Consider the following 23,791-nt stretch of genomic DNA (forward strand, 5'->3'; position numbering starts at 1 on the left):
CTCGAGATCATGAAGTCGATCTGCGGCACCGACTGGCAGAGCAGCGACCAGCCGGCCGCCCCGGCCGCACAGCAGGGCCAGGCCGCGGCCCCGCAGCCGCAGGGGCAGCAGGCCCCGACGCCGAAGGAGTTCACCATCGACGCCGGCGGGTGGAAAGGTGGGGCCGTTCCGAACCCGCAGAACCACCAGTTCAGCCATTGCGACATTTCGAAGCCCTATGACAATGGGCTGACGCTGGCCTTCACGCTGAACCCGAACTTCCTGTTCAACGTCGCCGTCGTGAAGCAGAACTGGGGGCTGAAGGAAGGCGACAAGGGCAAGGGCCGCATCCGCGTCGATTCCGCCTATGACAAGCAGATCGACATCGTCCCGGTGTCGCCGGTCGCCTATGTGCTGCCGGTCGGCCAGGACGGCGACCTGTTCCAGGCCCTGGCCAAGGGCAGCAAGGCGATCGTGACCACGCCGAAGGGCGAGTTCACCTTCCCGCTGACCGGCACCGGCGCCGCCCTGCCCGCGCTGAAGAACTGCATCGACACCGCCCGCGGCCTGATCGCCAAGGCCCAGGCCAACAACCCCCAGGTCGACCCGCGCACCCTGGTCGGCGCGCAGGGCTTCGGCATGCCGGTGGGCGCGCTGCAGGACATCCTGAACGGCGCCGGCATCAAGGATGTCGGCATCGCCGACCCGCGCAAGCTGCCGCGCGACCCGCTGCAGATCAACCAGGCCTGGCAGGTCGGCACCGACGGCAAGGTCATCGGCGGCCTGCACCAGGAGCCGCGCGGCGACACGGTCGAGATCGACCAGTTCGCCAAGCGCTATCTCGAGATCATGAAGTCGATCTGCGGCACCGACTGGCAGAGCAGCGACCAGCCGGCCGCGATCGAGGGCCCCTACGCCGTCAAGCGGGCCGAGCTGAGCTGCACGATGAACCAGCAGAAGATCGCCGCGTCGCTGGTCTTCACCCTGGACGACAACTACTACACCGCCTTCTTCCACCAGGCCCTGCAGACCGACAAGGCGCTGGCGGACGACGCCTCCAACAAGCTGGCCACCTTCATCCAGACGCAGATGGCGTCGGCCGAGGCGGAGAAGCAGAAGCAGGAGAACGGCCAGGGCGCCGCAACGCCGGATGCCGGCCAGGCGGCCCCCGCTGCCCCGGCAGCGCCCGCCGCGCCGGCGACTCCGCCGGCCGAGGGCACCCAGCCGCCCGCCGCGCCGGCCACGCCGCCGACCGGCAACTGACCGGCCCCATCCCGGCAATCGACGCGAGGGCGGATCCATACCGGATCCGCCCTTGTTGTTTCCGGAGAGAACCGGTCAAGATCGCGGCAGGATGGAGGCTTCGATGACCAACGCAGCGCCCCCTCGCCCGCCGGCCGGCACCGATGCCCCGGGCCGCCTGACCGACCCGGCCGACATCGCGGCCCTCGTCGCCTCGGACCATCACGACCCGTTCGGCGTGCTCGGCCCCCATCCGGACGGGGACGGCACGGTGCTGCGCTGCTTCCGGCCCGACGCCGCGGCGGTCGAGGCGATCGACCCCGACAGCGGCGTGGTGCTGGCGCGGCTGGAGCGGCGCCACCCCGACGGCGTGTTCGACGGCCGCATCGGCCGCCCCTTCCCGCCCCGCTACCGGCTGCGCATCGATTACGGCACCGCCGGCGGGGTGTGGGAGATCGAGGACCCCTACCGCTTCCCCTCGAGCTTCGGCGAGGTCGACCTGCACCTGCTCGGCGAGGGCACGCATCTGGAGCTGTATCATCGGCTGGGCGCCCATCCGCGCACGCTGGACGGGGTGGACGGCACGGTCTTCGCCGTCTGGGCGCCGAACGCCCGCCGCGTCGCCCTGGTCGGCGACTTCAACGGCTGGGACGGGCGGCTGCACCCGATGCGGCTGCATCCCGGTGTCGGCGTGTGGGAGATCTTCCTGCCCGGCGTCGGGCCCGGCGCGGCCTACAAGTTCGAGATCCGCGGCCAGAACGGCGACCTGCTGCCGCTGAAGACCGACCCGTTCGCCTTCCGGGCGGAGCATCCGCCGAAGACCGCCTCGATCGTGCACGGCCTGCCCGACTATGGCTGGGACGATGGCGGCTGGCTGGTCCGGCGCCCGGCGGCGCAGCGGCGCGACGCACCGATCAGCATCTATGAGGTCCATGCCGGGTCCTGGCGCCGGGTGCCGGAGGAGGGCAACCGGCCGCTGTCCTGGCGCGAGCTGGGCGACCAGCTGATCCCCTACGCGGCCGGCCTGGGCTTCACCCATATCGAGCTGCTGCCGGTCAGCGAATACCCGTTCGACGGTTCCTGGGGCTACCAGCCGATCGGCCTCTACGCTCCGACCAGCCGCTTCGGCCCGCCGGAGGATTTCGCCGCCTTCGTCGACCGCTGCCACCGCGCCGGCCTCGGCGTGCTGCTGGACTGGGTGCCCGGGCATTTCCCGACCGACGAGCACGGCCTGGCCCGGTTCGACGGCACCGCCCTCTACGAGCATGCCGATCCGCGCCAGGGCATGCACCAGGACTGGGGCACGCTGATCTACAATTACGGCCGGGCCGAGGTGCGCAACTTCCTGCTCGGCAACGCCCTCTACTGGCTCGACCGCTTCCATGTCGACGGGCTGCGGGTCGATGCCGTGGCCTCGATGCTCTATCTCGACTACAGCCGCAAGGCCGGGGAATGGGTGCCGAACCGCTTCGGCGGCCGCGAGAACCTGGAGGCGGTGGAGTTCCTGCGCGAGACCAATGTCGAGGTCTATGGCCGGCACGAGGGCGTGGCCACCGTGGCCGAGGAATCGACGGCCTGGCCGGCGGTGTCGCGCCCGGCCCATCTCGGGGGCCTGGGCTTCGGCTACAAGTGGAACATGGGGTGGATGAACGACACCCTGCGCTACATGCAGAAGGACCCGGTGCACCGGCACTGGCACCATCACGACCTGACCTTCGGCCTGCTCTACGCCTTCAGCGAGAACTTCGTGCTGCCGCTGAGCCATGACGAGGTGGTGCACGGCAAGGGGTCGCTCTTGGGCAAGATGCCGGGCGACGACTGGCAGAAATTCGCCAATCTCCGCGCCTATTTCGGCTTCATGTGGGCCCATCCGGGCAAGAAGCTGCTGTTCATGGGCGGCGAGTTCGCGCAAGCCAACGAGTGGAGCCACGACCGCAGCCTGGACTGGCATCTGCTGGAGGCCGGGCCGCACCATGCGGGTGTACAGCGTCTGGTCGGCGACCTGAACCGGCTGTATCGCGAGCTGCCGGCGCTGCATGTGCGCGACTGCGAGCCCGACGGGTTCGACTGGATCGACGCCAGCAACAGCGCCGATTCGATCCTGGCCTGGCTGCGCCTGGGGAATGAGGGCGACCGGCCGGTGCTGGCGATCTCGAACCTCACCCCGGTGCCGCGCCAGGGCTATCGCATCGGCGTGCCGCAGGGCGGCCGCTGGGCCGAGCGGCTGAACACCGACGCCGCCGCCTATGGCGGCTCCGGCATGGGCAATGGCGGCGGCGCCGAGGCCGAGGCCTCGCCCTGGCACGGCCGCCCCTTCTCGCTGCTGCTGACCCTGCCACCGCTGTCGACCGTGCTGTTCGAATGGGCGGGGTGAACGGCGGAATGAGGCTTGATCCCTCCAGCCCGATCATCGGGATCAACGGAAGGTCGGACGTTTTCTCGCGTTGCCTCTCCCGCTTGCGGGAGAGGCAACGCCGAATGCAATTCTTCCGGCGGAGTTTGACCCGAATCATCGGTCCCAGGTCATGGCTCAGGTTCGCCAAAGCGAACTCTGCCTATGCTTCCCTCTTCTGCGGGAGCGGATCGCTTCGGTCTTCGATGCCGATCGGAAGCTCGGCCAGCAACTCGAAGGCGCGGGCCATGCCGCGCCGCTTCTCGCGCAGCACGATCTCGTTACCGCGACGGAAGATCTCGACCTCGCGCCCCTCGAGGCGGAACTGCCTCGGCAGTTGAACGGCTTGGCCGTTGCCGGACCGGAACACGCGGGCCTTGGCCATGGCATTCTCCGCAGTCTGGGCCGCACGCTGGGTTCGCGGACGCGAAACCAGCCTACGACATCAGGACAGGCCTGTCGCCCGCCGCTACGGTTTCGGCGCCTCGGCCTGGCGCTTCAGCTCTTCCTGGGTGCGGGCGATCTGGGCCTGCAGGTCGGCCAGCTGCTGCCGGGCCGCCGCCAGGTCGCCCTGGGTCTTGCCCAGCTGCTCCGTCGCCTGCGCCAGCTGGCCGTTCACCGCCGCCGAATCGGCGTTCAGCCGGCCGTAGCTCTCGCGCTGCGCCGCCTCCTGCGCGCGCAGCTGGTCGATCTGGCCGGCAAGGTCCGCCACCTGCGCCTGACGGTCGGCCAGCTGCGAGTCGACGGCCTTGGCCTGGTCCTGCGCGGCCCGGGTCTGGGCCGCGGCCGCGTCGGCGTCGCGGACGGCCTGGTCGTGGCGCTGGCCGATCTGGTCCAGCGCCGCCTTGGCCTCGCCGATCTGCGTCTGCAACCGGTCGGACTCGGCCTTCAGCGCGTCGCGGTCGCCGCCGGCCTGCTTCAGCGCCGCCAGCTCCTGCTCCGTCGCCGCCAGCTTGCCCTGCAGCCCGTCGCGGGACTGGCCGGCGCTGCGGCTCTCGACGCCGAGATAGACCGCCGCCACCAGGGCGACGAAGGCGACGATCATCGCGACGACGACGCCGATTCGCGGCCCCTCGCCGTCGCGCGGCGGGACGGGATGCGGATCGGTCGGCGCGGCCGGGCTGTGGTCGGGATCGGCGAGGGTCGTCACGCTGTCGGTCCTTTCGGCGAACGGCTGGGCAACGGCTAGCGGCGAAACGTGGTGAAATCGTGTCGGCGGCGGCCGGTCATGATGGCCGGTGGACGGGCAGCGCCCGCGCACCCCATCCTGCCCTCCGGACAGGCTCGAAGGAACCGTCACGATGCCGCTGCCGACCAACTTTCCCGCGGGACCGCTTCCGGCTGGCAGCCCCTGGCCGCTGGGCGCCACGCTGGCCGGGGACGGGGTGAACTTCGCCCTGTTCTCCGCCCATGCGGAGCGGGTCGAGCTGTGCCTGTTCGACGCCGAGGGCCGGCAGGAGGCAGCGCGGTACGAGCTGGCGGCCCGCACCGACCAGGTCTGGCACGGGCTGCTGCCCGGCGCCGGGGCCGGCACCGTCTACGGCTTCCGCGTCCACGGCTCCTACGCCCCCTTGGACGGCCACCGCTTCAACCCGAACAAACTGCTGCTGGACCCCTATGCGAAGGGCCTGGCCGGCGGCTTCCGCTGGGATGATTCGGTGCATGGCTACACCCGCGGCGACCCGGCGGCCGACCTGTCCTTCGACCCGCGCGACAGCGCCGCCTTCGTGCCGAAAGCCGTGGTCATCGACCCCGCCCATGACTGGGAAGGCGACGAGGCGCCGCGCACGCCCTGGGCCGACACCGTGATCTACGAGGCGCATGTCCGCGGCCTGACCATGCGCCATCCGGGCGTGCCGGAGCCGCTGCGCGGCACGCTGGGCGGGCTGGCCCATCCGGTGATGGTCGACCATCTGCGCCGCCTCGGCGCCACCGCGGTCGAGCTGATGCCGGTGCACGCCTTCCTGGACGAGCGGGCGCTGGTCGAGCGGTCCTTGCGCAACTACTGGGGCTACAACACCACCGCCTTCTTCGCCGTCCATCCCGCCTATGCCGGCGCCCTCCCCCCTCTCGAAGCGCTGCGCAACGCGGTCAAGGCGCTGCACCGGGCCGGGATCGAGGTGATCCTCGACGTCGTCTACAACCACACGGCGGAGAGCGATGTCTTCGGTCCGACGCTGAACCTCCGCGGTATCGACAATCTCTCCTACTACCAGCATGCGGCGCATGACCGGCGCGAGCCGTTCAACCCGACCGGCACCGGCAACGCACTCAACCTCGGCCATCCGCGGGTGCTGCAGATGGTGATGGACAGCCTGCGCTGGTGGGTGGAGGCGGCGCATGTCGACGGCTTCCGCTTCGACCTGGCCACCACCCTGGCCCGCGTCGACGGCGAGTTCTCCGCTGCCGCGCCGTTCCTGCAGGCGGTGGCGCAGGACCCGGTGCTGGCGCAGGCCAAGCTGATCGCCGAGCCCTGGGACATCGGCCCGGGCGGCTGGCGCGTCGGGCAGTTCCCGACCGGATGGTCGGAGTGGAACGACCACTACCGCGACGGCATCCGCCGGGCCTGGCGCGGCGATCCCGGGTCGCGGCCGGAGCTGGCGCAGCGCCTTTCCGCCTCCGCCGACCTGTTCGACCATGGCGGTCGCGGCGCCCGGGCGACGGTCAACTTCGTCACCGCCCATGACGGCTTCACCCTGGCCGACCTCGTCTCCTACGCCCAGAAGCACAATGAGGCCAATGGCGAGGGCAACCGCGACGGCACCGGCGACAACCATTCCGACAATTGCGGCGTCGAGGGGCCGACCGAGGATCCCGCGATCCTGGCGCGGCGTGTGCGCCGGCGGCGCAACCTGCTGGCGACGCTGCTGTTCAGCCAGGGCGTGCCGATGCTGCTGGGCGGCGACGAGCTGGGCCACAGCCAGCAGGGCAACAACAACGCCTATTGCCAGGATGGCCCGCTGACCTGGCTGGACTGGGCGGCCGCCGATCCCGGCTTCGTCGATTTCGCCGCCCGCGTCGTGGCGCTGCGCCGAGCCCATCCCGCACTGCACCAGCCGCGCTTCCTGCATGGCGGCCCGAGCGGGCGCGACGACCTGCCCGACATCGCCTGGCTGCGGCCGGATGGCCAGGCGATGGACGGCGCCGACTGGGGCGATCCCGCCGGCCTCGCCCTGGGCGTGCTGCTGAGCCGGGCGGGCGCGCCGCCCCTGCTGCTGCTGCTCAACCCGGGGCCGGAGGGGCTGGCGTTCACGCTGCCGCCGCTCGGCGCTTGGCATCCCTGGCTGGACACGGCGCGCACGCCCAGCGTGGCGCGGCTGGAGCCGGGGGCCCCGGCCTATCCGCTGGCGGCGGAGAGCCTGGCATTGCTGGCGCTCGGCGCGGCCTCACCAGCGGAAATCAAGAATGATTTGCAGTAAACCTGCGACTGTCTCTCAATCACATAAGTAAAACTTTACGGACTCCTGTAATCGTTCTAAGGTGCGCCCCGACATCGACGACAACGGCCGAGGCGGCAATGCAGGGCGACAAGAAAGTCATCAACCACCTGAACGCGGTTCTGAAGAACGAGCTGACCGCGATCAACCAGTATTTCCTGCATGCGCGGATGCTCAAGAACTGGGACATCAAGCGCCTGGCCAAGAAGGTCTATGAGGAATCGATCGGCGAGATGAAGCACGCCGATCTGCTGATCGAGCGCATCCTGGTGCTGGAGGGCCTGCCGAACCTGCAGGATCTCGGCAAGCTCGGCATCGGCGAGAACGTGCCGGAGATGCTGGAATCCGATCTCGGGCTGGAGACCTTCAACCAGAAGACGGTGAAGGAGGCGATGGCGCATTGCGAATCGGTGCGCGACTTCGTCTCCAAGGACATCCTGCTGAAGATCCTCGGCGACACCGAGGAGCACATCGACTGGCTCGAATCGCAGCAATACCTGATCAGCCAGATGGGCCTGCAGAACTACATCCAGCTGGTGTCGACCGACGAGGAGTGACGGAATCAGGTCTCCGCAGCGCAAGAGCCCCGCTTCGGCGGGGCTTTTTTGCGCCCGGACGATTGCATCGCGGGCCCGGCACCCAACCTGATACGGAGATCCATCAGCACGGGAGACGACAGATGCCCCGGTGCGTGCCGATCATCCTGCTGGCGGCGCTCATTCCCGCCACCGCCCTGGCCCATCACGGCTGGAGCACCTATGACGCCAACACCACGCTCACGCTCTCCGGGCCGATCGAGGCCGCGAGCTACCAGAACCCGCACGGCCAGATCACCCTGACCCAGGACGGCAAGACCTGGCAGGTGGTGCTGTCGCCGCCATCGCGCATGGACCGTCGCGGCCTGCCGCGCGAGGACCTCGCCGTCGGCACGCCCGTGACCGTGGTCGGCTATCCCAGCCGGGTGGCCGCCGACGAGATGCGGGCCGAGCGCATCACCATCGGCGGCCGCACCGTCGAGCTGCGCTGAGCCGATGGAGCATGCCCCGCCCGGCAGCGGCCTGCTCGCCGAGACGGCCGCGCTGCTCGAGCACTCGGCCCTCGGCACGCTGATGCGCGATTCCCTGTGGCTGTACCCGGCGGCGAACCTGCTGCATCTGCTGGGGCTGGTGCTGCTGGCCGGAGGCATCGGGCTGCTGGACCTGCGCCTCGTCGGCTTCGGGAGATCCTTGCCGATCGACACCGTGTCACGCCTGCTGACCCGGGTCGCGCTGGTCGGCCTGGCGCTGATGGTCGTGACCGGCGCGGCGCTGTTCGCCGCCGATGCCGGGCCGCTGGCCGCGGCCGACATCTTCCAGCTGAAGATCGTGGTGATTGCCGCGGCGCTGGCGAATGCGCTGGCCTTCCGCTGGGTGTGGCGCCGGTCGCTGGCGGATTGGGATCGCACCCCGCCGCTGCTCGGCCGGATCCAGGCGGCGGGGTCGATCGTGCTGTGGTTCCTCGCCGGCGCGCTCGGCCGGCTGATCGCCTACGGATAAGGGCTCGGCCCAGCCGTCACCGCTTCGGCTTGGTGATCTCCTCGATCTGGCGCTGCAGGTCGTCCAGCTTCTGGCGCAGCGTGTCGATCGACCCGCCCTGCTCGGCGGTTTTGGCCGGCTCGGCCGCGGCCTCGCCGGCCCCGCCCGCCCCCGGCGGCTTGCCCTTGCCGGCGAAGGGCGTGAACATCTGCATCGCCCGCTCGAACAGCGCCATGTTCTGCTTGCCCATCTCCTCGAAGGCGCCGAACGGGAAGACCCCGCTGACGTCCTTGAAGTACTGGCGCATCTGGTCCTGGTTGCGGGCAAAGGCCTCCATCGAGGATTCGAGGTAGCGCGGCACCATGAACTGCAGGTTGTCGCCATACAGGCTGATCAGCTGCCGCAGGAATCCGATCGGCAGCATGTTCTGGCCCTTGCCCTCCTCCTCGACAATGATCTGGGTCAGCACCGACCGGGTGATGTCTTCGCCCGTCTTCGCGTCATAGACCACGAATTCAACGCCGTCCTTGACCATCTGGGCCAGGTTCTCGAGCGTCACATAGCTCGACGTCGCCGTGTTGTAGAGCCGGCGGTTGGCGTATTTCTTGATGGTGATCGGCGGGTCTTTCGGCCCTTCCGCCGAAGGGGCATTTCCAGGGGCGGCCTGACTGGTCGGCATGGGTTGTCCCTATCGCTTCTTGGGGCCGCGGGCACACGGCCGCTTTGACGGATTTGTGGCTATACTGGTCCGACCGGGCCGGCATGTCACGATCCTTTCGCATCGCAGCAACCGCCGGGCATAGGCAGGCCCGGCACGGCCGACTATGATCGCCGCCGATGACTGCGCCGAAACCGCCCCACGCCCCGCCGCCCGGCGACGGCGACAGCCCGGACGACCTGGCCCGCCGTTTCCTCGATCTCTGGCAAGAGCATTGGACCGCAACCCTGACCGATCCCGAGACGCTGCGCGGCTGGTCCGCCCTCCTGGACCCCGGTCCCATCTCGCGCGTCCTGGCCGGGCTGGGGGCCGGCGATGACGCCGCGCCTGGGGCCGCGGCCGCTGCCGCTGCATCTCGCCGCCGCGGCGGCGAGCCTGATGAGCGGGACCGCCGCATTGCCGCTCTGGAGGAGCGGGTCGCCCGGCTCGAAGCCGCTCTGGCCGGAGCCGCTGCGCCGCGCCGCCGAACGCCTCGCAAGCCTGCCGGCTGACGCCGCCGGCGCCGCCTTGGCGCGGGAGGCGACGCGGCGCGCCGCCGCCTTCCTGACCGGGCTGGAGCGCTACACCCGCCACCCCTACCGCCGCGACCTGCCGGCGCCGCCGGTGCTGTGGCGCGACGGGTCGGCCCGGCTACGGGACTATGGTCCCGCCGACGGCCTGCCGCTGCTGGTGGTGCCGTCGCTGGTCAACCGCGCCTATGTGCTGGATTTGACGGCGGAGCGCAGCCTGCTGCGCTTCCTGGCGGCGCAGGGCTTGAGGCCGCTGCTGCTGGAATGGGACGCGCCCGAGGGCGCCGAGCGCGACTTCACCCTGAGCGACGTGATCCTGCGGCGGCTGGAGCCGACGCTGGACGCCGCCCTCGCCGCCGCGAACGGCCCGGTCGGGCTCTTGGGCTACTGCATGGGCGGCACGCTGGCGGCGGCGCTGGCGGCGCGGCGGCCGGACGACATCGCCGGCATCGCCTTCCTGGCCGCGCCCTGGGATTTCCACGCCGATGCGCCGCACCAGGCCGAGATCGGCCGGATGGCGGGGGCGGCCAGCCTCTCGGTCATCGCTGCGCTCGGCGTGCTGCCGGTCGACGGCATCCAGGCGCTGTTCACCACGCTCGACCCGCTGACCGCGCTGCGCAAGTTCAGCGCCTTCGGCCGGCTGGACCCGGAGTCCGCCGAGGCTGCGCGCTTCGTGGCCTTGGAAGACTGGCTGAACGATGGCATCCCGCTGCCGGGGCCGGTGGCGCTGGAATGCCTGGCCGGCTGGTACGGCGAGAACATGCCCGGCCGCGGCCTGTGGCGGATCGACGGCACGCCGGTGCGGCCGGAGGCGATCCGCCGGCCCAGCCTGCACCTGATCCCGGCCCGCGACCGCATCGTGCCGCCGGCCAGCGCCCGGGCCCTGGCCGATCGCATCCCCGGCGCCGAGCGGATCGAGCCGGCGCTGGGCCATATCGGCATGGTGGTGGCCGGCGGCGCCGAGGCCCAGGTGTGGCGGCCGCTGGCGGCGTGGCTGGCCGGCGCTATTCGAAGCGCACGGACAGCGACACCGGCGCCGCCGAAAGCCCGTCATAGCGCACCGTCACGGTCCCGCCGGGCACCGGCTGCGCCGGCGGGCCGAAAGAGCCGAGGCTGACCAGCTGCCCCGGCCGCAGCGCCTCGCCCCGTGCCGCCAGGTCCTGCGCCAGCCAGATCACCGCGTTCAGCGGGTTGCCGAGAATGGCGGCACCCGGCGCCTCGGCCAGCACCTTGCCGCTGCCGTCGGTCAACGAGACCTGCATCGTCGCCAGCCGCTCGGCGAAGCCGGGCTCGATCGCGATCGGCTCGCCCAGCACGCCGAGGCGGGCGCCGACATTGATCGCGGCGATCGAGGCGGCACTCGGTTTCTCGTCCGGCGCCAAGGCGAGGTCGGCCAGCTCGATGAAAGGGTACAGACCGGCGAGATGCTGCAACACCTCGGCCGGCGTCTTCGCCTGGTTCACCCCCTCATCCGCCACGATCGCGATCAGATCGGCCTCGACCAGCGGGCGGGCAGCGAAATCGGCCGGGATCGGGCCGTTGTGCGCCGTGACTCCGTCTCCCAGCGGAAACGGACCGATCAGCAGGCTCTCCTTGCCATCTTTGCCCGTGGCGTACTTCACCCCGGGAAACCGCAGCATGCCTGTCAGCAGCACGCCCGACACCGGATGGTCGACGCCCAGCCGCTGCTGCATCGCCTTGCCGGTCAGGCCGACCTTGTAGCCGACCGGCGCCCCGGCATCCGGCGCGAGGTCCCCGACCAGCGTCTTCTGGACGCAGGCGGCGGTGGCCGCGTCGATCCCGGCCAGGCCGGACACCACCGCTTTCGCCCGCCAGGCCGCGGCCGCGCGGGCGGCGATGCCGGCGCAATCCCCGGCCGCCAGCGCTGGCATCGTTCCCACCATCACGGCCAGCATCGCGGCCCGCAGCAAGGGCTTGCGCATCGGTCCCCCTCCCCTTCGCACCTATCCTCCCGTCGTGGTTGCGCGGGCGGAAGCGGCATGGCTATCGTCATCCTAGCGCAAATCGACCGGTGCGGCCCGGCCGCGCCGAACAGCAAAGGGAAATCGCCCCTATGACCAATGTCGTCATCGCCGCAGCCGCGCGCACGCCGGTCGGGGCCTTCAGCGGCGCCTTCGCCGCGGTGCAGGCACATGAGCTGGGCACCATCGCGATCACCGCGGCGCTGGGCCGGGCCAAGGTCGACGCCGCCGAGGTCGACGAGGTGGTGCTGGGCCAGGTGCTGACCGCCGCCGCCGGCCAGAACCCGGCGCGCCAGGCTGCCATCGCCGCCGGCATCCCGAAATCCGCCACCGCCTACGGCATCAACCAGGTCTGCGGCTCCGGCCTGCGCACCGTGGCGCTGGGCAGCCAGGCGATCGCGCTGGGTGACGCCCGCATCGTCGTCGCCGGCGGGCAGGAGAGCATGTCGCTGGCGCCGCACGCGCTGCATCTGCGTGCCGGCACCAAGATGGGCGACGCCAAGATGGTCGACACCATGATCCGCGACGGGCTGTGGGACGCCTTCAACGGCTACCACATGGGCAACACGGCGGAGAACGTGGCCCGGCAGTGGCAGATCACCCGCGAGGAGCAGGATCGCTTCGCCCTGGCGTCGCAGCAGAAGGCGGGCGCAGCGCAGCGTGAGGGCCGGTTCAAGGACGAGATCATTCCGGTCACGGTCAAAGGCCGCAAGGGCGACACCGTGATCGATGCCGACGAATACCTGAAGCCGGACACCACGATCGAGGTGCTGGCCAAGCTGCGCCCGGCCTTCGACAAGGAGGGCACGGTCACCGCCGGCAACGCCTCCGGCCTCAATGACGGCGCCGCGGCGCTGGTGCTGATGACCGAGGAGGAAGCGGCGCGCCGCGGCATCACCCCGCTGGCGCGCATCGCCTCCTGGGCCACGGCCGGCGTCGACCCGGCGGTGATGGGCTCGGGCCCGATCCCGGCCAGCCGCGCCGCCCTGAAGAAGGCCGGCTGGACCGCCGAGCAGCTGGACCTGGTCGAGGCCAACGAGGCCTTCGCCGCCCAGGCCTGCGCCGTGAACAAGGACATGGGCTGGGACCCGGCCCGGGTGAACGTCAATGGCGGCGCCATCGCCATCGGCCACCCGATCGGCGCGTCCGGCGCCCGCATCCTGACCACCCTGCTCTACGAGATGGGCCGGCGGGACGCGAAGAAGGGCCTGGCCACCCTGTGCATCGGCGGCGGCATGGGCATCGCCCTCTGCGTCGAGCGCTGAGAGGCTCTCCGAGACCGGCGCCTCCCCGCTGAGGCGCCGTTTCCCGGGCCGCTCGCCGATCTCTCGTCGCGGCCGGCGGCCCTTCAATCCAACCCTGGGAGGACGCTATGGGACGTGTGGCCGTTGTGACCGGCGGGACGAGAGGCATCGGCGAGGCGATCTCGCTGGCTTTGAAGGAGAAGGGCTACAGGGTCGCCGCGACCTATGCCGGCAATGATGACGCCGCCCGCGCCTTCAGCGAGCGGCACGGCATCAGCGTCTACAAGTTCGATGTCGCCGATTTCGAGCAGTGCCAGGCCGCGATCGCGAAGATCGAATCCGAGCTCGGGCCGGTCGAGGTGCTGGTGAACAACGCCGGCATCACCCGCGACGGCACCATCCACAAGATGGACCGCCAGGCCTGGGACGCGGTGATCGACACCAATCTCGGCTCCTGCTTCAACATGTGCCGCTGCGTCATCGACGGCATGCGGGCGCGCAGCTTCGGCCGCATCGTCAACATCGGCTCGATCAACGGCCAGGCCGGCCAGTACGGCCAGGTGAACTACGCCGCGGCGAAGTCGGGCATCCACGGCTTCACCAAGGCGCTGGCGCAGGAAGGCGCCGGCAAGGGCGTCACCGTCAACGCCATCGCCCCGGGCTACATCGACACCGACATGGTGCGCGCCGTGCCGCCGAACGTGCTGGAGAAGATCGTCGCCAAGGTGCCGGTCGGCCGGCTGGGCAAGGCGTCGGAGATCGCCCGCGGCGTGCTGTTCCTGGTCGATGACGAGGGCGGCTTCATCACCGGCTCGACCCTGTCGATCAACGGCGGCCAGCACATGTACTGAGACCCCGGGGAGGGCCTCGGGTCCTCCCCTACGCCGCCTCTGCCGTGCCCTCGACCCGGTCCCGGAAGCTCTGGCCCCAGGCCTTCATGGCGTCGAGCACCGGGGCCAGCGTGCGGCCGTACTCGGTCAGCGAGTACTCGACCCGCGGCGGCACCTCGGCAAAAACCTGCCGGTGCACGATGCCGTCCGTCTCCAGCTCGCGCAGCTGCAGCGTCAGCGAGCGCTGCGAGGCGCCGTCGACCGTCTTGCGCAGCTCGCCGAAGCGCCGCGGCCCGGCCAGCAGCTGGTACAGGATCACCGGCTTCCACTTACCGCCCATGACGGCGAGCGTGACTTCGACGGCGCAGCCATAGGGCCGGCGGGCCTGGTCTCGTGGCGGCATTCTCGTCTCCATAGGTGCAAAAGAGTATCCTATGGCAAGAAATGTTGCCTTCTTGCGCGAAGGCCTGCAAGCCGCAACATGGCGCCCATGCCGCCGATCCGGCGGTATCCCGACCTCATCGGAGTGTTCGAGCCATGCGCCAGTACCGCTTTCCCCGCACCGGCAGCATCGACGACCTGACCCTGGCCGAGACCGAGATCCCGACGCCCGGCCGCGGCCAGGCGCTGGTCCGGCTGCGCGCGGCGTCGCTGAACTATCGTGACCTGATGGTCGCCACCAACCGCTACGGCCGCGGTGCACCCCGGCCGGACCTGGTGCCGCTGTCGGATGGCGCCGGCGAGGTGGTGGCGGTCGGCCCCGACGTCACCCGGGTCAAGGTCGGCGACCGCGTCGCCGGCATCTTCATGCAGAGCTGGATCGGCGGAGAGATCGACGCCGCCGATCAGGCCAGCGCCCTGGGCGGCGCGGCCCATGGCGTGCTGGCCGAGCATCGCGTCTTCGACCAGGAGGGGCTGGTGCACCTGCCGGAGCATCTGAGCTTCGAGGAGGGGGCCGCCCTGCCCTGCGCCGGGGTGACCGCCTGGAACGCGCTCTATGGCGGCCAGCATCCGCTGCAGCCGGGCGAGACCGTGCTGGTGCTGGGCACCGGCGGCGTCTCGATCCTGGCCCTGCAATTCGCCCATGCCGCCGGGGCGCGGGTGATCGCCACCTCCTCCAGCGACGCCAAGCTGGAGCAGGCGAAGGCGCTGGGCGCCGCCGATCTCATCAACTACCGCAGCCATCCGGACTGGGAGAAGGAGGTGCTGCGCCTGACCGGCGGGCGCGGCGTCGACCATGTCATCGAGGTCGGCGGCGCCGGCACGGTGCCGAAATCGATCGCCGCCACCCGGATCGGCGGCCAGGTCCAGCTGATCGGCGTGCTGACCGCCGGCAGCCCGTTCGAGCCGACGCCGCTGATCGGCCGGTCGGTGACGCTGCGCGGCCTCTATGTCGGCTCGCGCCAGATGTTCGAGGCGATGAACCGGCATATCGCCCGGGCCGGCATCAAGCCGGTGATCGACCGGGTCTTCCCCTTCGAGCAGGCGAAGGACGCCTACCGCCATCTCGAGGCGGCCGGCCATGTCGGCAAGATCGTGATCGCGATCGGGTGACGGGCGGACGTCCTGTCGAAGCCCAGATCGGCCCGCAGATGGACGGACAGGGCGTCCGGCTGCAGCAGCGGCGGACGGCGCTGGCGGGGAGGGTGCGCCCCGCCGGCGAGGCGGCGCAGCGCCGCCATCAGCCGGAACGAGAGGGTTGCCGACATCGCGCTCACCCCGGCACCATGGCCAGCACGTCGAGCTCGAACAGCAGCCCCTCGCGGAAGAAGCGCGAGACCTGCAGCGTGGTGCTGACCGGCGGCGCCGCCACGTTGACATAGCGATCGCGGACCGCGCGCAGGGTCGGGCCCTGGGCGGCGAAGTCGGTGACGAACATGCCCAGCCGGATCACGTGCTCGAAGCCGCTGCCGGCGGCGGCCAGCCCGGCCTCGACATTGGCGAAGGCCTGCTCGGCCTGTTCAGCGAAGCCTGGCCCGGCGATCGTCCCGTCCGGGCGGATGCCGACCTGGCCGGCAAGCTGCACCAGCCGGGCGCCGGCCGGGACCAGCACGACCTGGGAATAGCCGTTCGGCGCCGGCATGGCGTCGGGGTTGAGGAAGACGGGAAGATCGGCAGGCATCGCGGCCATCCTGGCTGGTGGGGATGGGCGGAGGATGCGTCGGCGGCCCCGGCCGAACCACGCAGGGCCTCGCCGCCGATCATAAGCCAGGCTTATACTGGACCATGCCGACCGACAGCTTGCCCCTGCCCGCCCTGCACGCCTTCGAGGCGGCGGCGCGGCATGTCAGCTTCACCCGCGCGGCGGAGGAGCTGGGGCTGACCCAGGCCGCCGTCAGCTATCACATCAAGCGGCTGGAGGAGCGGTTGGGCGCGCCGCTGTTCGCCCGCCGCGGCCGCAGCCTGGCCCTGACCGAGGCCGGCGAGCGGCTGGCCGCCGAGGTGGTCGACGCCTTCGGCCGGCTGCGCGCCGCGGTCGGCGGCGAGACCGACATGGCCGACCGTACCCTCTCCATCGCCTCGGTCTCGATCTTCGCCACGCACTGGCTGGCGCCGCGGCTGGGGGCCTTCCAGGCGATGCATCCGGAGATCACGCTGCGGCTGGCCACCAGCGGCGACCTGGGCGACAGCATCGACGAGGCGCTGACCGCCGATGTCGAGATCCGCAGCGGCACGGGCGGCTTCCCGCCCCGCCTCGCCGCGCATCGGCTGCTGGATGTCCACCTCGCCTGCGTGGTGGCGCCCCGGCTGGCGGCAGCCCTGAAGGACCCGGCGGATGTGCTGTCGCTGCCGCTGATCGGCATGGCGATGAGCTGGGACGCGTGGTTCGCCGCCGCCGGCATCGAGGCGCCGCCGTCGCAGCGCAAGCCGGCGCCGCGCTTCGACAGCCAGGCGGCCTCGGCCCAGGCCGCCGCGGCCGGGCTGGGGGCGGCGCTGGTGACTCCCGCCTTCTTTGCCGAAGAGATCGCCGCCGGCCGGCTGGTCACGCCGTTCCCGCTGACGGTCGACCGCGGCAAGGCCTATTGGCTGGTGCATGCGGCGGCGGAGCGGCACCGGCCGAAGATCCGCGCCTTCCGCGACTGGGCCCTGGCCGCCGTCCCGACATGAGAGAGGGCCGGCCCATGAAAAAGGGCGGCCCGGAGGCCGCCCTGATCCGTCGCGCCGGCGCCCCTGATCAGGAGGCCGGGGCGTTCGCCGGCTGGAAGCCGAGGATGGTCTCGATCTGCCGGGTCACCGTGTCCATGTCGGCCATGCCGTCGACCGACTTCAGCAGGCCCTTGCCGCGGTAGTAGGGGATGATCGGCGCGGTCTGCTCCCGATAGACGCCGAGGCGCTTGCGCAGCGTCTCCTCGGTGTCGTCGGAGCGCTTCTCGGTCGACTGAGCGGCGCGGTTGGCGACGCGGGCGAACAGCGCCGCCTCGTCGACCTTCATCTCGATCACCACCGCCAGCGCCTTGCCGTGCCGGGCCAGGGTCTCGTCCAGCCCCTCGGCCTGGCGCACGGTGCGCGGGAAGCCGTCGAGGATGAAGCCGCGGTCGCAGTCGGGCTGGGCGATCCGCTCCGCGATCATGTCGAGCATGATCTCGTCGGTCACCAGATCGCCGCGGTCGAGGATCTCCTTCACCTGCCGGCCGAGCGGCGTGCCCTCGGCTATCGCCGCCCGGAGCATGTCGCCGGTCGAGAGCTGCTTCAGCCCGTAGCGATCCTCCAGCCGCTTCGCCTGGGTCCCCTTCCCTGCCCCCGGCGGGCCCAACAGGATCAAATTCATCGACGGCTCCCCCGCAGCTTCGACTTCTTGATCAGCCCCTCATACTGATGGGCCAGGAGATGGGAGTGGACCTGGGCCACCGTGTCCATGGTGACCGTGACCACGATCAGCAGGCTGGTGCCGCCGAAATAGAACGGCACCGAATAGCTGGACGTCAGGAACTCCGGCAGCAGGCAGACCACCGTCAGATAGGCGGCGCCGATCACCGTGATCCGGGTCAGCACATAGTCGATGTAGTCGGCGGTCGACTTGCCCGGGCGGATGCCGGGGATGAAGCCGCCATACTTCTTCAGGTTGTCGGCCGTCTCCTCCGGATTGAAGACGATCGCGGTGTAGAAGAAGCAGAAGAAGATGATCAGCGCGGCGTAGAGCGCCATGAACAGCGGCTGGCCATGCGCCAGCTGCCCGGCGATGAAGGCGACCCAGCTGCCGGTGTCGCCGGCCTGGTTGCCGGCGAAGCCGATCAGCGTCGCCGGCAGCAGCAGCAGCGACGAGGCGAAGATCGGCGGGATCACGCCCGAGGTGTTGAGCTTGAGCGGCAGGTGCGAGCTCTCGCCGCCGAACATCCGGTTGCCGACCTGGCGCTTCGGGTACTGCACCAGCAGGCGGCGCTGCGCCCGCTCCATGTAGACGATGAAGAAGATCACCGCCACGCACAGCACCAGCAGCACCAGGATGACGAAGGGCGACAGCGCGCCCGTCCGGCCCAGCTCCAGCATCTGCACCAGGGCATGCGGCAGCGAGGCGACGATGCCGGTGAAGATGATCAGCGAGATGCCGTTGCCGACGCCGCGCGAGGTGATCTGCTCGCCCAGCCACATCAGGAACATGGTGCCGCCGACGATGGTCACCACCGTGGTGAAGCGGAAGTACCAGCCGGGATCGACCACCGCCGCGCCCATCGAGCCGTGCACGCTCTCCAGGCCGACCGCCAGGGCATAGGCCTGGGCGGTGGCGAGGACCACGGTGAAGTAGCGGGTGTACTGGTTGATCTTCTTGCGCCCGGCCTCGCCCTCCTTCTTCAGCGCCTCGAGCGTCGGCGACACCGCCGTGAGGAGCTGGATGATGATGGAGGCCGAGATGTACGGCATGATGTTCAGCGCGAAGATGGTCATCCGACCCAGCGCGCCGCCAGCGAACATGTTGAGGATGCCGAGGAGGCCGCCACCCTGCTGCTGGAAGATCTCCGACAGCACGCGGGGATCGATGCCCGGAATCGGCACATAGGTGCCGATGCGGTAGATGATCAGCGCGCCAAGGGTGAACCAGATGCGCTTGCGAAGCTCCGTGGCCTTGGCGAAGGCACCGAAGTTCAGGTTCGCAGCGAGCTGTTCTGCAGCAGATGCCATGCGAGGCCTCGAATGAAAAAAGGCGGGGACTGCGAACATGCGCGGTCCCCGCCCCTGTTTTACCCGCGTTGGACGGCGGCGTTAAGCCTGGGACGACGCCCCTGCGTCATTATCGACGGCCTCGGCCGGGGCCGGGGCGGTCTGGACCACCGAGCCGCCGGCCTTCTCCACCGCCGCGACCGCAGCCGCCGAGGCGCTGTGGACGTGCAGGGTGACCTTGGCCGAGATCTCGCCCTTGGCCAGCAGGCGGATGCCGTCCAGCGACTTGGCGACCAGGCCGCCGGCGATCAGCGCCTCGGCGTCGACCGGCTTGGCCGCGTCGACGCGGCCCGCCTCGATCGCCTTCTGCAGGCGGCCGAGATTGACCACGGCGAAGTTCGACCGGAACTTCTTGTTGTTGAAGCCCCGCTTCGGCAGCCGCATGTAGATCGGCATCTGGCCGCCTTCGAAGCCCTTGAGGGCCACGCCGGTCCGGCTCTTCTGACCCTTGACACCACGGCCGCCGGTCTTGCCCTTGCCGGAGCCGATGCCGCGGCCGACGCGGATGCGCGACTTGCGCGCGCCCGCGTTGTCGCGGAGATCGTTGAGTTTCGTCATGATTGCTCCTCAGGAACAGACGGGCCTCAGCCCGCCTGCTCGACCCGCACCAGATGCTTGACCTTCTGGATCATCCCGCGGACCGCCGGAGTGTCCTCCAGCTCGCGGGTGCGATGCAGCTTGTTGAGGCCGAGGCCGATCAGCGTCTGGCGCTGATCCTCCCGGCGGCCGATCGGGCTGCCGATCTGGGTGACGATGACAGTCGCCTTCTCAGCCATTCGCGGCCTCCACCACCTCGACGCCACCCTCGCGCTTGCCCTGGGTGCCGATGATGTCGGCGACGCGCTTGCCGCGGCGGGCGGCGACGGCGCGCGGGCCCTCGATCGCACGCAGCGCCTCGAAGGTCGCCTTGATCATGTTGTGCGGGTTCGACGTGCCGATCGACTTGGCGACGACGTCCTGGACGCCCAGAGCCTCGAAGATCGCGCGCATCGGACCGCCGGCGATGATGCCGGTGCCCTGGGTGGCGCTGCGGAGCTGGACCTTGCCGGCGCCGAAGTGACCCAGGATGTCGTGATGCAGCGTCCGGCCCTCGCGCAGCGGGACGCGGATCATGCTGCGCTTGGCCTGCTCGGTGGCCTTGCGGATCGCCTCCGGCACCTCGCGGGCCTTGCCCGAACCGTAGCCGACCCGGCCGCGGCCGTCGCCGGTCACGACCAGCGCGGCGAAGCCGAAGCGCCGGCCGCCCTTCACCACCTTCGCGACGCGATTGATGGAGACGAGCTTCTCGATCAGCTCCTCACCAGCCTCGCGCTCGCTCGGGCGCTTGTCGCCACGATCCCGCGGACCGCGCGTGTCTCTGCTTTCGCGTGCCATGCGCGTCCTCCTTAGAAGTCCAGGCCGCCCTCACGGGCGGCATCGGCTAGGGCCTTGACCCGGCCGTGATACAGGTAGTGCCCACGATCGAACACGACCTTGTCGACCCCGGCGGCCTTGGCACGCTCCGCCAGGAGCTTGCCGACGGCGGCGGCGGCCTCGATGGTGGCGCCGGTCTTCAGCGACCCGCGCAGGTCCTTCTCGATCGACGAGGCGGCGGCAAGGGTCTTGCCGGCCTGGTCGTCGATGACCTGGGCATAGATCTGCTTGGAAGAGCGGAACACGGACAGGCGGACCCGGCCATAGCGGGCCTGGCTCAGCTTGTGGCGGAGACGCTCCTTGCGGCGCTCGCGCAGCTCGTTGGTCTTGGTGGTCATCCCGGCCGTCCTTACTTCTTCTTGCCTTCTTTGCGCAGGATGGTCTCGGTCTCGTACTTGATGCCCTTGCCCTTGAACGGCTCGGGCTTCTTGTACCCGCGGATCTCCGCGGCGACCTGGCCAACGCGCTGCTTGTCGAAGCCGGTGATCGAGATGGAGGTCGGCTTCTCGCACTTGATCGCGATCCCCTCGGGGATCGGATAGCGCACCTCATGGCTGAACCCGAGGGTCAGCACCAGCTCCTTGCCCTGGACCGCGGCGCGGTAACCGACGCCGTTGATCTCGAGGTTGGAGGTGAAGCCCGCGCTGACACCCACGACCATGTTGTTGATCAGGGTGCGGCTGGTGGCCCACATGGTCTGCGCCAGGCGCGACTGGCTCTTCGGCTCGACCTTGATCGAACCGTCTTCCAGCGACACCTTGATCTCGTCGTTGACGACGAGCTTGAGCTGACCGAGCTTGCCCTTGACCGAGACGGCCTGGCCCGAGACCGAGGCATCGACCCCGGCCGGGACCTTGACCGCGTGCTTGCCAATTCGCGACATCGCCGGCCTCCTCAGAACACGCGGGCGAGGATCTCGCCGCCGACATTGGCGGCGCGGGCCTCGACGTCGGACATCACGCCGCGCGGCGTCGACAGGATGGAGATGCCCAGCCCGTTATACACCTTCGGCAGGTCCTTGATGCCGGAGTAGACGCGGCGGCCCGGCTTCGACACGCGGTCGATGCGCTTGATGGCCGGCTGGCCCTCGGCATATTTCAGCTCGACCTTGATGGCCGAGAAGCCCGGCTTGACCTCATGGGTCTCGTAGCCGCGGATGTAGCCTTCGCGCTTCAGCACGTCGAGAACATTGGCCCGCAGCTTGGAGGCCGGGGTCTCGATCACGGCCTTGCCGACGCGCTGGCCATTGCGGATGCGGGTGAGCAGATCGCCCAACGGATCACTCAGCGACATGGTCCGTTCTCCTTACCAGCTCGACTTCGTCATGCCGGGGATCTGCCCGCGCGAAGCCAGTTCACGCAGCGCGATACGGCTCAGCTTGAAGCGGCGGTAGAACGCCTTCGGGCGACCGGTCAGCTCGCACCGGTTGTGGATGCGCACCGGGGAGGAGTTCCGCGGCAGCTCCGCCAGCTTCAGGCGGGCGGTGAAGCGGTCTTCCATCGGCAGGCTTTGGTCGTTGGCGATCGTCTTCAGGCGCTCGCGGCGGCCGGCGAACGCCTTCGCCAGCTTCTCGCGACGCTTGTTCTTCTCGACCGAGCTCTTCTTGGCCATGATCTAATCCTTGCTCGTTCAGCTGACGAACGGGAAATCGAAGGCCTTGAGGAGCGCACGCGCCTCCTCGTCGGTCTTCGCGCTCGTCACGATAACGATGTCCATTCCCCGCACCGTCTCGATCTTGTCGTACTCGATCTCGGGGAACACGATCTGCTCCTTGACACCCAGGGCATAGTTGCCCCGGCCGTCGAAGGACTTGGGCGACAGGCCGCGGAAGTCGCGGACACGCGGCAGGGCGATGTTCACCAGGCGGTCCAGGAACTCATACATCCGCTCGCGGCGCAGAGTGACCTTGGTGCCGATCGACATGCCTTCGCGCAGCTTGTAGGTCGCGATCGACTTCCGGGCCTTGGTGGTCACCGGCTTCTGGCCGGCGATCAGCGTCAGCTCGGACACCGCAGCCTGGATCTTCTTGCTGTCAGCGACGGCGTCACCGACGCCCATGTTGATGATGATCTTCTCGATCCGCGGCACCTGCAGGTCGTTCGCATAGGCGAAGTCCTGCTTCAGCTTCGGCCGGATGACCTTGTCGTAGTGGGTCTTGAGACGAGCCATGGCCATCCTCACCGATCAATCACTTCGCCGGAGGCCTTGGCGACCCGGACCTTGCGGCCGTCCTCGAGCGTCTTGAAGCCGACGCGGGTCGGCTTGCCGCTCTTCGGGTCGACATGCGCCACGTTCGAGACGTGCAGCGCAGCCTCCTGCTCCACGATCCCGCCCTGCGTCTTCGCAGTCTGGCGGGTGTGGCGCTTCACGATGTTCACGCCGCGGACGACGACACGCTCGTCGGCCGGACGCACCTCGATGACCTCGCCCTTCTTGCCCTTGTCACGGCCGGCGAGGACGACGACCTGGTCGCCTTTCTTGATCTTCGCAGCCATCACAGCACCTCGGGGGCGAGCGAGATGATCTTCATGAACTTCTTGGCCCGCAGCTCGCGCGTCACGGGCCCGAAGATGCGGGTGCCGACCGGCTCGCCCTGCTTGTTGATCAGCACGGCCGCGTTGCGGTCGAACTTGATCGTCGAGCCATCCGGGCGGCGCAGTTCCTTCGCGGTCCGAACGATGACGGCGCGATGCACGTCACCCTTCTTCACGCGGCCCCGCGGAATCGCCTCCTTGATCGACACGACGATGACGTCGCCGACGGTGGCGGTCCGGCGGTGGGAACCGCCCAGCACCTTGATGCACATCACCCGACGGGCGCCGGAATTATCGGCGACGTCCAGGTTCGTCTGCATCTGAATCATGGTTTACGCTCCCGACGCAACAGCGGGGTCGGCCGACACGCCCATGGCGCTGGCCTCGGCCTCGGACAGGACGAGCCAGGACTTCCGCTTGCTGATCGGACGGGTCTCGATGATCGAGACGCGGTCGCCGACCTTGCAAACGTTGGCCTCGTCATGGGCGAGGTACCGCTTGGTCCGCTTGATGAACTTCTTGTAGACCGGGTGCATCAGGTTGCGTTCGACGAGGACCGTAACGGTCTTGTCAGTCTTGTCGGACACAACCGTCCCGATGAGCACGCGCCGCGGCATGGCTCACTATCCTCTTACTTGGCGGGCGCGGCAGACTTGCCACGCTCGCCCATGACGGTCTTGATGCGCGCGATGTCGCGGCGCACGACGCGGACCCGCGCCGTGTTCTCGAGCTGCCCCGAGGCCGCCTGGAAGCGCAGGTTGAACTGCTCCTTCTTCAGCGCCAGCAGATCGTCCTTCAGCTGGTCCGGCGTCTTGGCGCGGACGTCTTCGATATCCATGG

At 69.7% G+C, this 23,791-nt stretch carries 31 protein-coding genes; 11 read left to right on the plus strand and 20 right to left on the minus strand.

Annotated features, from left to right (window positions below; genetic code table 11):
* Positions 1 to 1,242 (plus strand): hypothetical protein (locus BWR60_RS19330; RefSeq protein WP_088152666.1); only part of this gene is annotated, 1,242 nt, incomplete at its 5' end.
* 103 nt (positions 1,243 to 1,345) lie between these two features.
* Positions 1,346 to 3,595 carry a 1,4-alpha-glucan branching protein GlgB gene (gene glgB, locus BWR60_RS19335; RefSeq protein ID WP_088152667.1) on the plus strand — a complete coding sequence of 750 codons (2,250 nt, stop codon included), beginning with the start codon at positions 1,346 to 1,348 and terminating at the stop codon, positions 3,593 to 3,595.
* 181 nt (positions 3,596 to 3,776) lie between these two features.
* On the opposite strand, the gene BWR60_RS19340 is transcribed toward glgB, so the two are convergent.
* Entirely contained in the window at positions 3,777 to 3,998 is a 222-nt protein-coding gene (locus BWR60_RS19340) for an antitoxin (RefSeq protein ID WP_034841804.1), read from the minus strand.
* A gap of 84 nt (positions 3,999 to 4,082) precedes the next feature.
* Positions 4,083 to 4,763, minus strand: a complete 681-nt coding sequence (locus BWR60_RS19345; protein WP_088152668.1) for a hypothetical protein — start codon at positions 4,761 to 4,763, stop codon at positions 4,083 to 4,085.
* 151 nt (positions 4,764 to 4,914) lie between these two features.
* Here BWR60_RS19345 and glgX point away from each other — a divergent pair, with 151 nt between their 5' ends.
* From glgX to BWR60_RS19365, 4 genes are all read left to right on the plus strand, one after another.
* Complete coding sequence (gene glgX, locus BWR60_RS19350; protein WP_088152669.1) at positions 4,915 to 7,032, plus strand: glycogen debranching protein GlgX; 2,118 nt, start codon at positions 4,915 to 4,917, stop codon at positions 7,030 to 7,032.
* Between the two features lie 98 nt (positions 7,033 to 7,130).
* Complete coding sequence (gene bfr, locus BWR60_RS19355; protein WP_088152670.1) at positions 7,131 to 7,607, plus strand: bacterioferritin; 477 nt, start codon at positions 7,131 to 7,133, stop codon at positions 7,605 to 7,607.
* Positions 7,608 to 7,729: 122 nt separating this feature from the next.
* The gene (locus BWR60_RS19360) at positions 7,730 to 8,077 is read left to right on the plus strand and encodes a DUF6152 family protein (protein ID WP_088152671.1); all 348 of its coding nucleotides are present in this window, start codon (positions 7,730 to 7,732) and stop codon (positions 8,075 to 8,077) included.
* 4 nt (positions 8,078 to 8,081) lie between these two features.
* Entirely contained in the window at positions 8,082 to 8,585 is a 504-nt protein-coding gene (locus BWR60_RS19365; protein ID WP_088152672.1) for a hypothetical protein, read from the plus strand.
* A 16-nt stretch (positions 8,586 to 8,601) separates the two neighbouring features.
* Here the strand turns inward: BWR60_RS19365 and phaR are convergent, their stop codons facing one another.
* The gene (gene phaR, locus BWR60_RS19370) at positions 8,602 to 9,243 is read right to left on the minus strand and encodes a polyhydroxyalkanoate synthesis repressor PhaR (RefSeq protein ID WP_088152673.1); all 642 of its coding nucleotides are present in this window, start codon (positions 9,241 to 9,243) and stop codon (positions 8,602 to 8,604) included.
* Between the two features lie 354 nt (positions 9,244 to 9,597).
* Between phaR and BWR60_RS19375 the strand changes: the two genes are divergently transcribed.
* Positions 9,598 to 10,908, plus strand: coding sequence for an alpha/beta fold hydrolase (locus tag BWR60_RS19375; RefSeq protein ID WP_088152674.1), 1,311 nt, complete (start codon positions 9,598 to 9,600; stop codon positions 10,906 to 10,908).
* On the opposite strand, the gene BWR60_RS19380 is transcribed toward BWR60_RS19375, so the two are convergent.
* Positions 10,796 to 11,734 carry a 2-keto-4-pentenoate hydratase gene (locus tag BWR60_RS19380; protein WP_218823579.1) on the minus strand — a complete coding sequence of 313 codons (939 nt, stop codon included), beginning with the start codon at positions 11,732 to 11,734 and terminating at the stop codon, positions 10,796 to 10,798. The genes BWR60_RS19375 and BWR60_RS19380 overlap by 113 nt on opposite strands.
* A gap of 131 nt (positions 11,735 to 11,865) precedes the next feature.
* Between BWR60_RS19380 and BWR60_RS19385 the strand changes: the two genes are divergently transcribed.
* Positions 11,866 to 13,038 (plus strand): acetyl-CoA C-acetyltransferase, encoded by a 1,173-nt coding sequence (locus tag BWR60_RS19385; RefSeq protein ID WP_088152675.1) that lies wholly within the window; start codon positions 11,866 to 11,868, stop codon positions 13,036 to 13,038.
* 107 nt (positions 13,039 to 13,145) lie between these two features.
* Positions 13,146 to 13,868, plus strand: coding sequence for an acetoacetyl-CoA reductase (phbB, locus tag BWR60_RS19390; protein WP_088152676.1), 723 nt, complete (start codon positions 13,146 to 13,148; stop codon positions 13,866 to 13,868).
* A 28-nt stretch (positions 13,869 to 13,896) separates the two neighbouring features.
* On the opposite strand, the gene BWR60_RS19395 is transcribed toward phbB, so the two are convergent.
* Positions 13,897 to 14,250 (minus strand): winged helix-turn-helix transcriptional regulator, encoded by a 354-nt coding sequence (locus BWR60_RS19395; protein ID WP_088152677.1) that lies wholly within the window; start codon positions 14,248 to 14,250, stop codon positions 13,897 to 13,899.
* Between the two features lie 134 nt (positions 14,251 to 14,384).
* On the opposite strand from BWR60_RS19395, the gene BWR60_RS19400 reads away from it, so the two are divergent.
* A complete protein-coding gene (locus BWR60_RS19400; protein WP_088152678.1) occupies positions 14,385 to 15,401 on the plus strand; it encodes a zinc-dependent alcohol dehydrogenase family protein in 1,017 nt (338 codons plus the stop codon).
* Positions 15,402 to 15,561: 160 nt separating this feature from the next.
* Here the strand turns inward: BWR60_RS19400 and BWR60_RS19405 are convergent, their stop codons facing one another.
* Positions 15,562 to 15,969, minus strand: a complete 408-nt coding sequence (locus BWR60_RS19405) for a RidA family protein (RefSeq protein WP_179221841.1) — start codon at positions 15,967 to 15,969, stop codon at positions 15,562 to 15,564.
* Positions 15,970 to 16,073: 104 nt separating this feature from the next.
* Between BWR60_RS19405 and BWR60_RS19410 the strand changes: the two genes are divergently transcribed.
* Positions 16,074 to 16,955, plus strand: coding sequence for a LysR substrate-binding domain-containing protein (locus BWR60_RS19410; protein WP_088152680.1), 882 nt, complete (start codon positions 16,074 to 16,076; stop codon positions 16,953 to 16,955).
* A 67-nt stretch (positions 16,956 to 17,022) separates the two neighbouring features.
* Here BWR60_RS19410 and BWR60_RS19415 read toward each other — a convergent pair whose 3' ends face one another.
* The 14 genes from BWR60_RS19415 to rpmC all read right to left on the minus strand — a co-directional run bounded on the left by BWR60_RS19415 (position 17,023) and on the right by rpmC (position 23,789).
* A complete protein-coding gene (locus BWR60_RS19415; protein ID WP_088152681.1) occupies positions 17,023 to 17,616 on the minus strand; it encodes an adenylate kinase in 594 nt (197 codons plus the stop codon).
* Positions 17,613 to 18,965 (minus strand): preprotein translocase subunit SecY, encoded by a 1,353-nt coding sequence (gene secY / locus BWR60_RS19420; protein ID WP_088152682.1) that lies wholly within the window; start codon positions 18,963 to 18,965, stop codon positions 17,613 to 17,615. Before secY ends, BWR60_RS19415 begins: the two co-directional genes overlap by 4 nt.
* 81 nt (positions 18,966 to 19,046) lie before the next feature.
* Positions 19,047 to 19,562 carry a 50S ribosomal protein L15 gene (rplO, locus tag BWR60_RS19425; protein WP_088152683.1) on the minus strand — a complete coding sequence of 172 codons (516 nt, stop codon included), beginning with the start codon at positions 19,560 to 19,562 and terminating at the stop codon, positions 19,047 to 19,049.
* Positions 19,563 to 19,588: 26 nt separating this feature from the next.
* On the minus strand, positions 19,589 to 19,780 hold the full coding sequence (rpmD, locus tag BWR60_RS19430) for a 50S ribosomal protein L30 (protein WP_034836970.1): 192 nt from the start codon (positions 19,778 to 19,780) through the stop codon (positions 19,589 to 19,591).
* Positions 19,773 to 20,378, minus strand: a complete 606-nt coding sequence (gene rpsE, locus BWR60_RS19435) for a 30S ribosomal protein S5 (RefSeq protein ID WP_034836973.1) — start codon at positions 20,376 to 20,378, stop codon at positions 19,773 to 19,775. Before rpsE ends, rpmD begins: the two co-directional genes overlap by 8 nt.
* Positions 20,379 to 20,389: 11 nt before the next feature.
* Positions 20,390 to 20,755, minus strand: a complete 366-nt coding sequence (gene rplR / locus BWR60_RS19440; protein ID WP_034836977.1) for a 50S ribosomal protein L18 — start codon at positions 20,753 to 20,755, stop codon at positions 20,390 to 20,392.
* An 11-nt stretch (positions 20,756 to 20,766) separates the two neighbouring features.
* Positions 20,767 to 21,300, minus strand: coding sequence for a 50S ribosomal protein L6 (gene rplF / locus BWR60_RS19445; RefSeq protein ID WP_088152684.1), 534 nt, complete (start codon positions 21,298 to 21,300; stop codon positions 20,767 to 20,769).
* Between the two features lie 11 nt (positions 21,301 to 21,311).
* Positions 21,312 to 21,710, minus strand: coding sequence for a 30S ribosomal protein S8 (rpsH, locus tag BWR60_RS19450; RefSeq protein WP_034836984.1), 399 nt, complete (start codon positions 21,708 to 21,710; stop codon positions 21,312 to 21,314).
* A gap of 12 nt (positions 21,711 to 21,722) precedes the next feature.
* Positions 21,723 to 22,028, minus strand: a complete 306-nt coding sequence (gene rpsN, locus BWR60_RS19455) for a 30S ribosomal protein S14 (RefSeq protein ID WP_088152685.1) — start codon at positions 22,026 to 22,028, stop codon at positions 21,723 to 21,725.
* 18 nt (positions 22,029 to 22,046) lie between these two features.
* Positions 22,047 to 22,586, minus strand: a complete 540-nt coding sequence (rplE, locus tag BWR60_RS19460) for a 50S ribosomal protein L5 (RefSeq protein WP_088152712.1) — start codon at positions 22,584 to 22,586, stop codon at positions 22,047 to 22,049.
* 8 nt (positions 22,587 to 22,594) lie between these two features.
* Positions 22,595 to 22,915 carry a 50S ribosomal protein L24 gene (rplX, locus tag BWR60_RS19465; protein ID WP_218823581.1) on the minus strand — a complete coding sequence of 107 codons (321 nt, stop codon included), beginning with the start codon at positions 22,913 to 22,915 and terminating at the stop codon, positions 22,595 to 22,597.
* The gene (gene rplN / locus BWR60_RS19470) at positions 22,912 to 23,280 is read right to left on the minus strand and encodes a 50S ribosomal protein L14 (RefSeq protein ID WP_026873847.1); all 369 of its coding nucleotides are present in this window, start codon (positions 23,278 to 23,280) and stop codon (positions 22,912 to 22,914) included. The genes rplX and rplN overlap by 4 nt, the downstream gene beginning before the upstream one ends.
* A gap of 3 nt (positions 23,281 to 23,283) precedes the next feature.
* Positions 23,284 to 23,568 (minus strand): 30S ribosomal protein S17, encoded by a 285-nt coding sequence (gene rpsQ, locus BWR60_RS19475; protein WP_088152686.1) that lies wholly within the window; start codon positions 23,566 to 23,568, stop codon positions 23,284 to 23,286.
* A gap of 14 nt (positions 23,569 to 23,582) precedes the next feature.
* Positions 23,583 to 23,789, minus strand: a complete 207-nt coding sequence (gene rpmC, locus BWR60_RS19480) for a 50S ribosomal protein L29 (protein ID WP_034837004.1) — start codon at positions 23,787 to 23,789, stop codon at positions 23,583 to 23,585.
* Between the last annotated feature and the right edge of the window lie 2 nt (positions 23,790 to 23,791).

The sequence above is a fragment of the Inquilinus limosus genome (assembly GCF_002195995.1).
GTDB classification, from domain to species: domain Bacteria; phylum Pseudomonadota; class Alphaproteobacteria; order DSM-16000; family Inquilinaceae; genus Inquilinus; species Inquilinus limosus_C.

Bases quoted from the DNA above. Each gene is read 5' to 3' on its own strand.
- BWR60_RS19375 (WP_088152674.1), top strand. From the start codon at position 9,598: ATGACGCCGCGCCTGGGGCCGCGGCCGCTGCCGCTGCATCTCGCCGCC.
- rpsE (WP_034836973.1), bottom strand. From the start codon at position 20,378: ATGGCACGCGAAAGCAGAGACACGCGCGGTCCGCGGGATCGTGGCGAC.
- BWR60_RS19365 (WP_088152672.1), top strand. From the start codon at position 8,082: ATGGAGCATGCCCCGCCCGGCAGCGGCCTGCTCGCCGAGACGGCCGCG.
- phaR (WP_088152673.1), bottom strand. From the start codon at position 9,243: ATGCCGACCAGTCAGGCCGCCCCTGGAAATGCCCCTTCGGCGGAAGGG.
- BWR60_RS19405 (WP_179221841.1), bottom strand. From the start codon at position 15,969: ATGCCTGCCGATCTTCCCGTCTTCCTCAACCCCGACGCCATGCCGGCG.
- rpmC (WP_034837004.1), bottom strand. From the start codon at position 23,789: ATGGATATCGAAGACGTCCGCGCCAAGACGCCGGACCAGCTGAAGGAC.
- phbB (WP_088152676.1), top strand. From the start codon at position 13,146: ATGGGACGTGTGGCCGTTGTGACCGGCGGGACGAGAGGCATCGGCGAG.
- bfr (WP_088152670.1), top strand. From the start codon at position 7,131: ATGCAGGGCGACAAGAAAGTCATCAACCACCTGAACGCGGTTCTGAAG.
- rpsQ (WP_088152686.1), bottom strand. From the start codon at position 23,568: ATGCCGCGGCGCGTGCTCATCGGGACGGTTGTGTCCGACAAGACTGAC.
- rplO (WP_088152683.1), bottom strand. From the start codon at position 19,562: ATGACGAAACTCAACGATCTCCGCGACAACGCGGGCGCGCGCAAGTCG.
- rplF (WP_088152684.1), bottom strand. From the start codon at position 21,300: ATGTCGCGAATTGGCAAGCACGCGGTCAAGGTCCCGGCCGGGGTCGAT.
- rpsH (WP_034836984.1), bottom strand. From the start codon at position 21,710: ATGTCGCTGAGTGATCCGTTGGGCGATCTGCTCACCCGCATCCGCAAT.
- rplN (WP_026873847.1), bottom strand. From the start codon at position 23,280: ATGATTCAGATGCAGACGAACCTGGACGTCGCCGATAATTCCGGCGCC.
- rpsN (WP_088152685.1), bottom strand. From the start codon at position 22,028: ATGGCCAAGAAGAGCTCGGTCGAGAAGAACAAGCGTCGCGAGAAGCTG.
- secY (WP_088152682.1), bottom strand. From the start codon at position 18,965: ATGGCATCTGCTGCAGAACAGCTCGCTGCGAACCTGAACTTCGGTGCC.
- BWR60_RS19360 (WP_088152671.1), top strand. From the start codon at position 7,730: ATGCCCCGGTGCGTGCCGATCATCCTGCTGGCGGCGCTCATTCCCGCC.
- glgX (WP_088152669.1), top strand. From the start codon at position 4,915: ATGCCGCTGCCGACCAACTTTCCCGCGGGACCGCTTCCGGCTGGCAGC.
- BWR60_RS19400 (WP_088152678.1), top strand. From the start codon at position 14,385: ATGCGCCAGTACCGCTTTCCCCGCACCGGCAGCATCGACGACCTGACC.
- BWR60_RS19415 (WP_088152681.1), bottom strand. From the start codon at position 17,616: ATGAATTTGATCCTGTTGGGCCCGCCGGGGGCAGGGAAGGGGACCCAG.
- glgB (WP_088152667.1), top strand. From the start codon at position 1,346: ATGACCAACGCAGCGCCCCCTCGCCCGCCGGCCGGCACCGATGCCCCG.
- BWR60_RS19385 (WP_088152675.1), top strand. From the start codon at position 11,866: ATGACCAATGTCGTCATCGCCGCAGCCGCGCGCACGCCGGTCGGGGCC.
- BWR60_RS19380 (WP_218823579.1), bottom strand. From the start codon at position 11,734: ATGCGCAAGCCCTTGCTGCGGGCCGCGATGCTGGCCGTGATGGTGGGA.
- BWR60_RS19340 (WP_034841804.1), bottom strand. From the start codon at position 3,998: ATGGCCAAGGCCCGCGTGTTCCGGTCCGGCAACGGCCAAGCCGTTCAA.
- BWR60_RS19395 (WP_088152677.1), bottom strand. From the start codon at position 14,250: ATGCCGCCACGAGACCAGGCCCGCCGGCCCTATGGCTGCGCCGTCGAA.
- rplR (WP_034836977.1), bottom strand. From the start codon at position 20,755: ATGACCACCAAGACCAACGAGCTGCGCGAGCGCCGCAAGGAGCGTCTC.
- rpmD (WP_034836970.1), bottom strand. From the start codon at position 19,780: ATGGCTGAGAAGGCGACTGTCATCGTCACCCAGATCGGCAGCCCGATC.
- rplE (WP_088152712.1), bottom strand. From the start codon at position 22,586: ATGGCTCGTCTCAAGACCCACTACGACAAGGTCATCCGGCCGAAGCTG.
- BWR60_RS19410 (WP_088152680.1), top strand. From the start codon at position 16,074: ATGCCGACCGACAGCTTGCCCCTGCCCGCCCTGCACGCCTTCGAGGCG.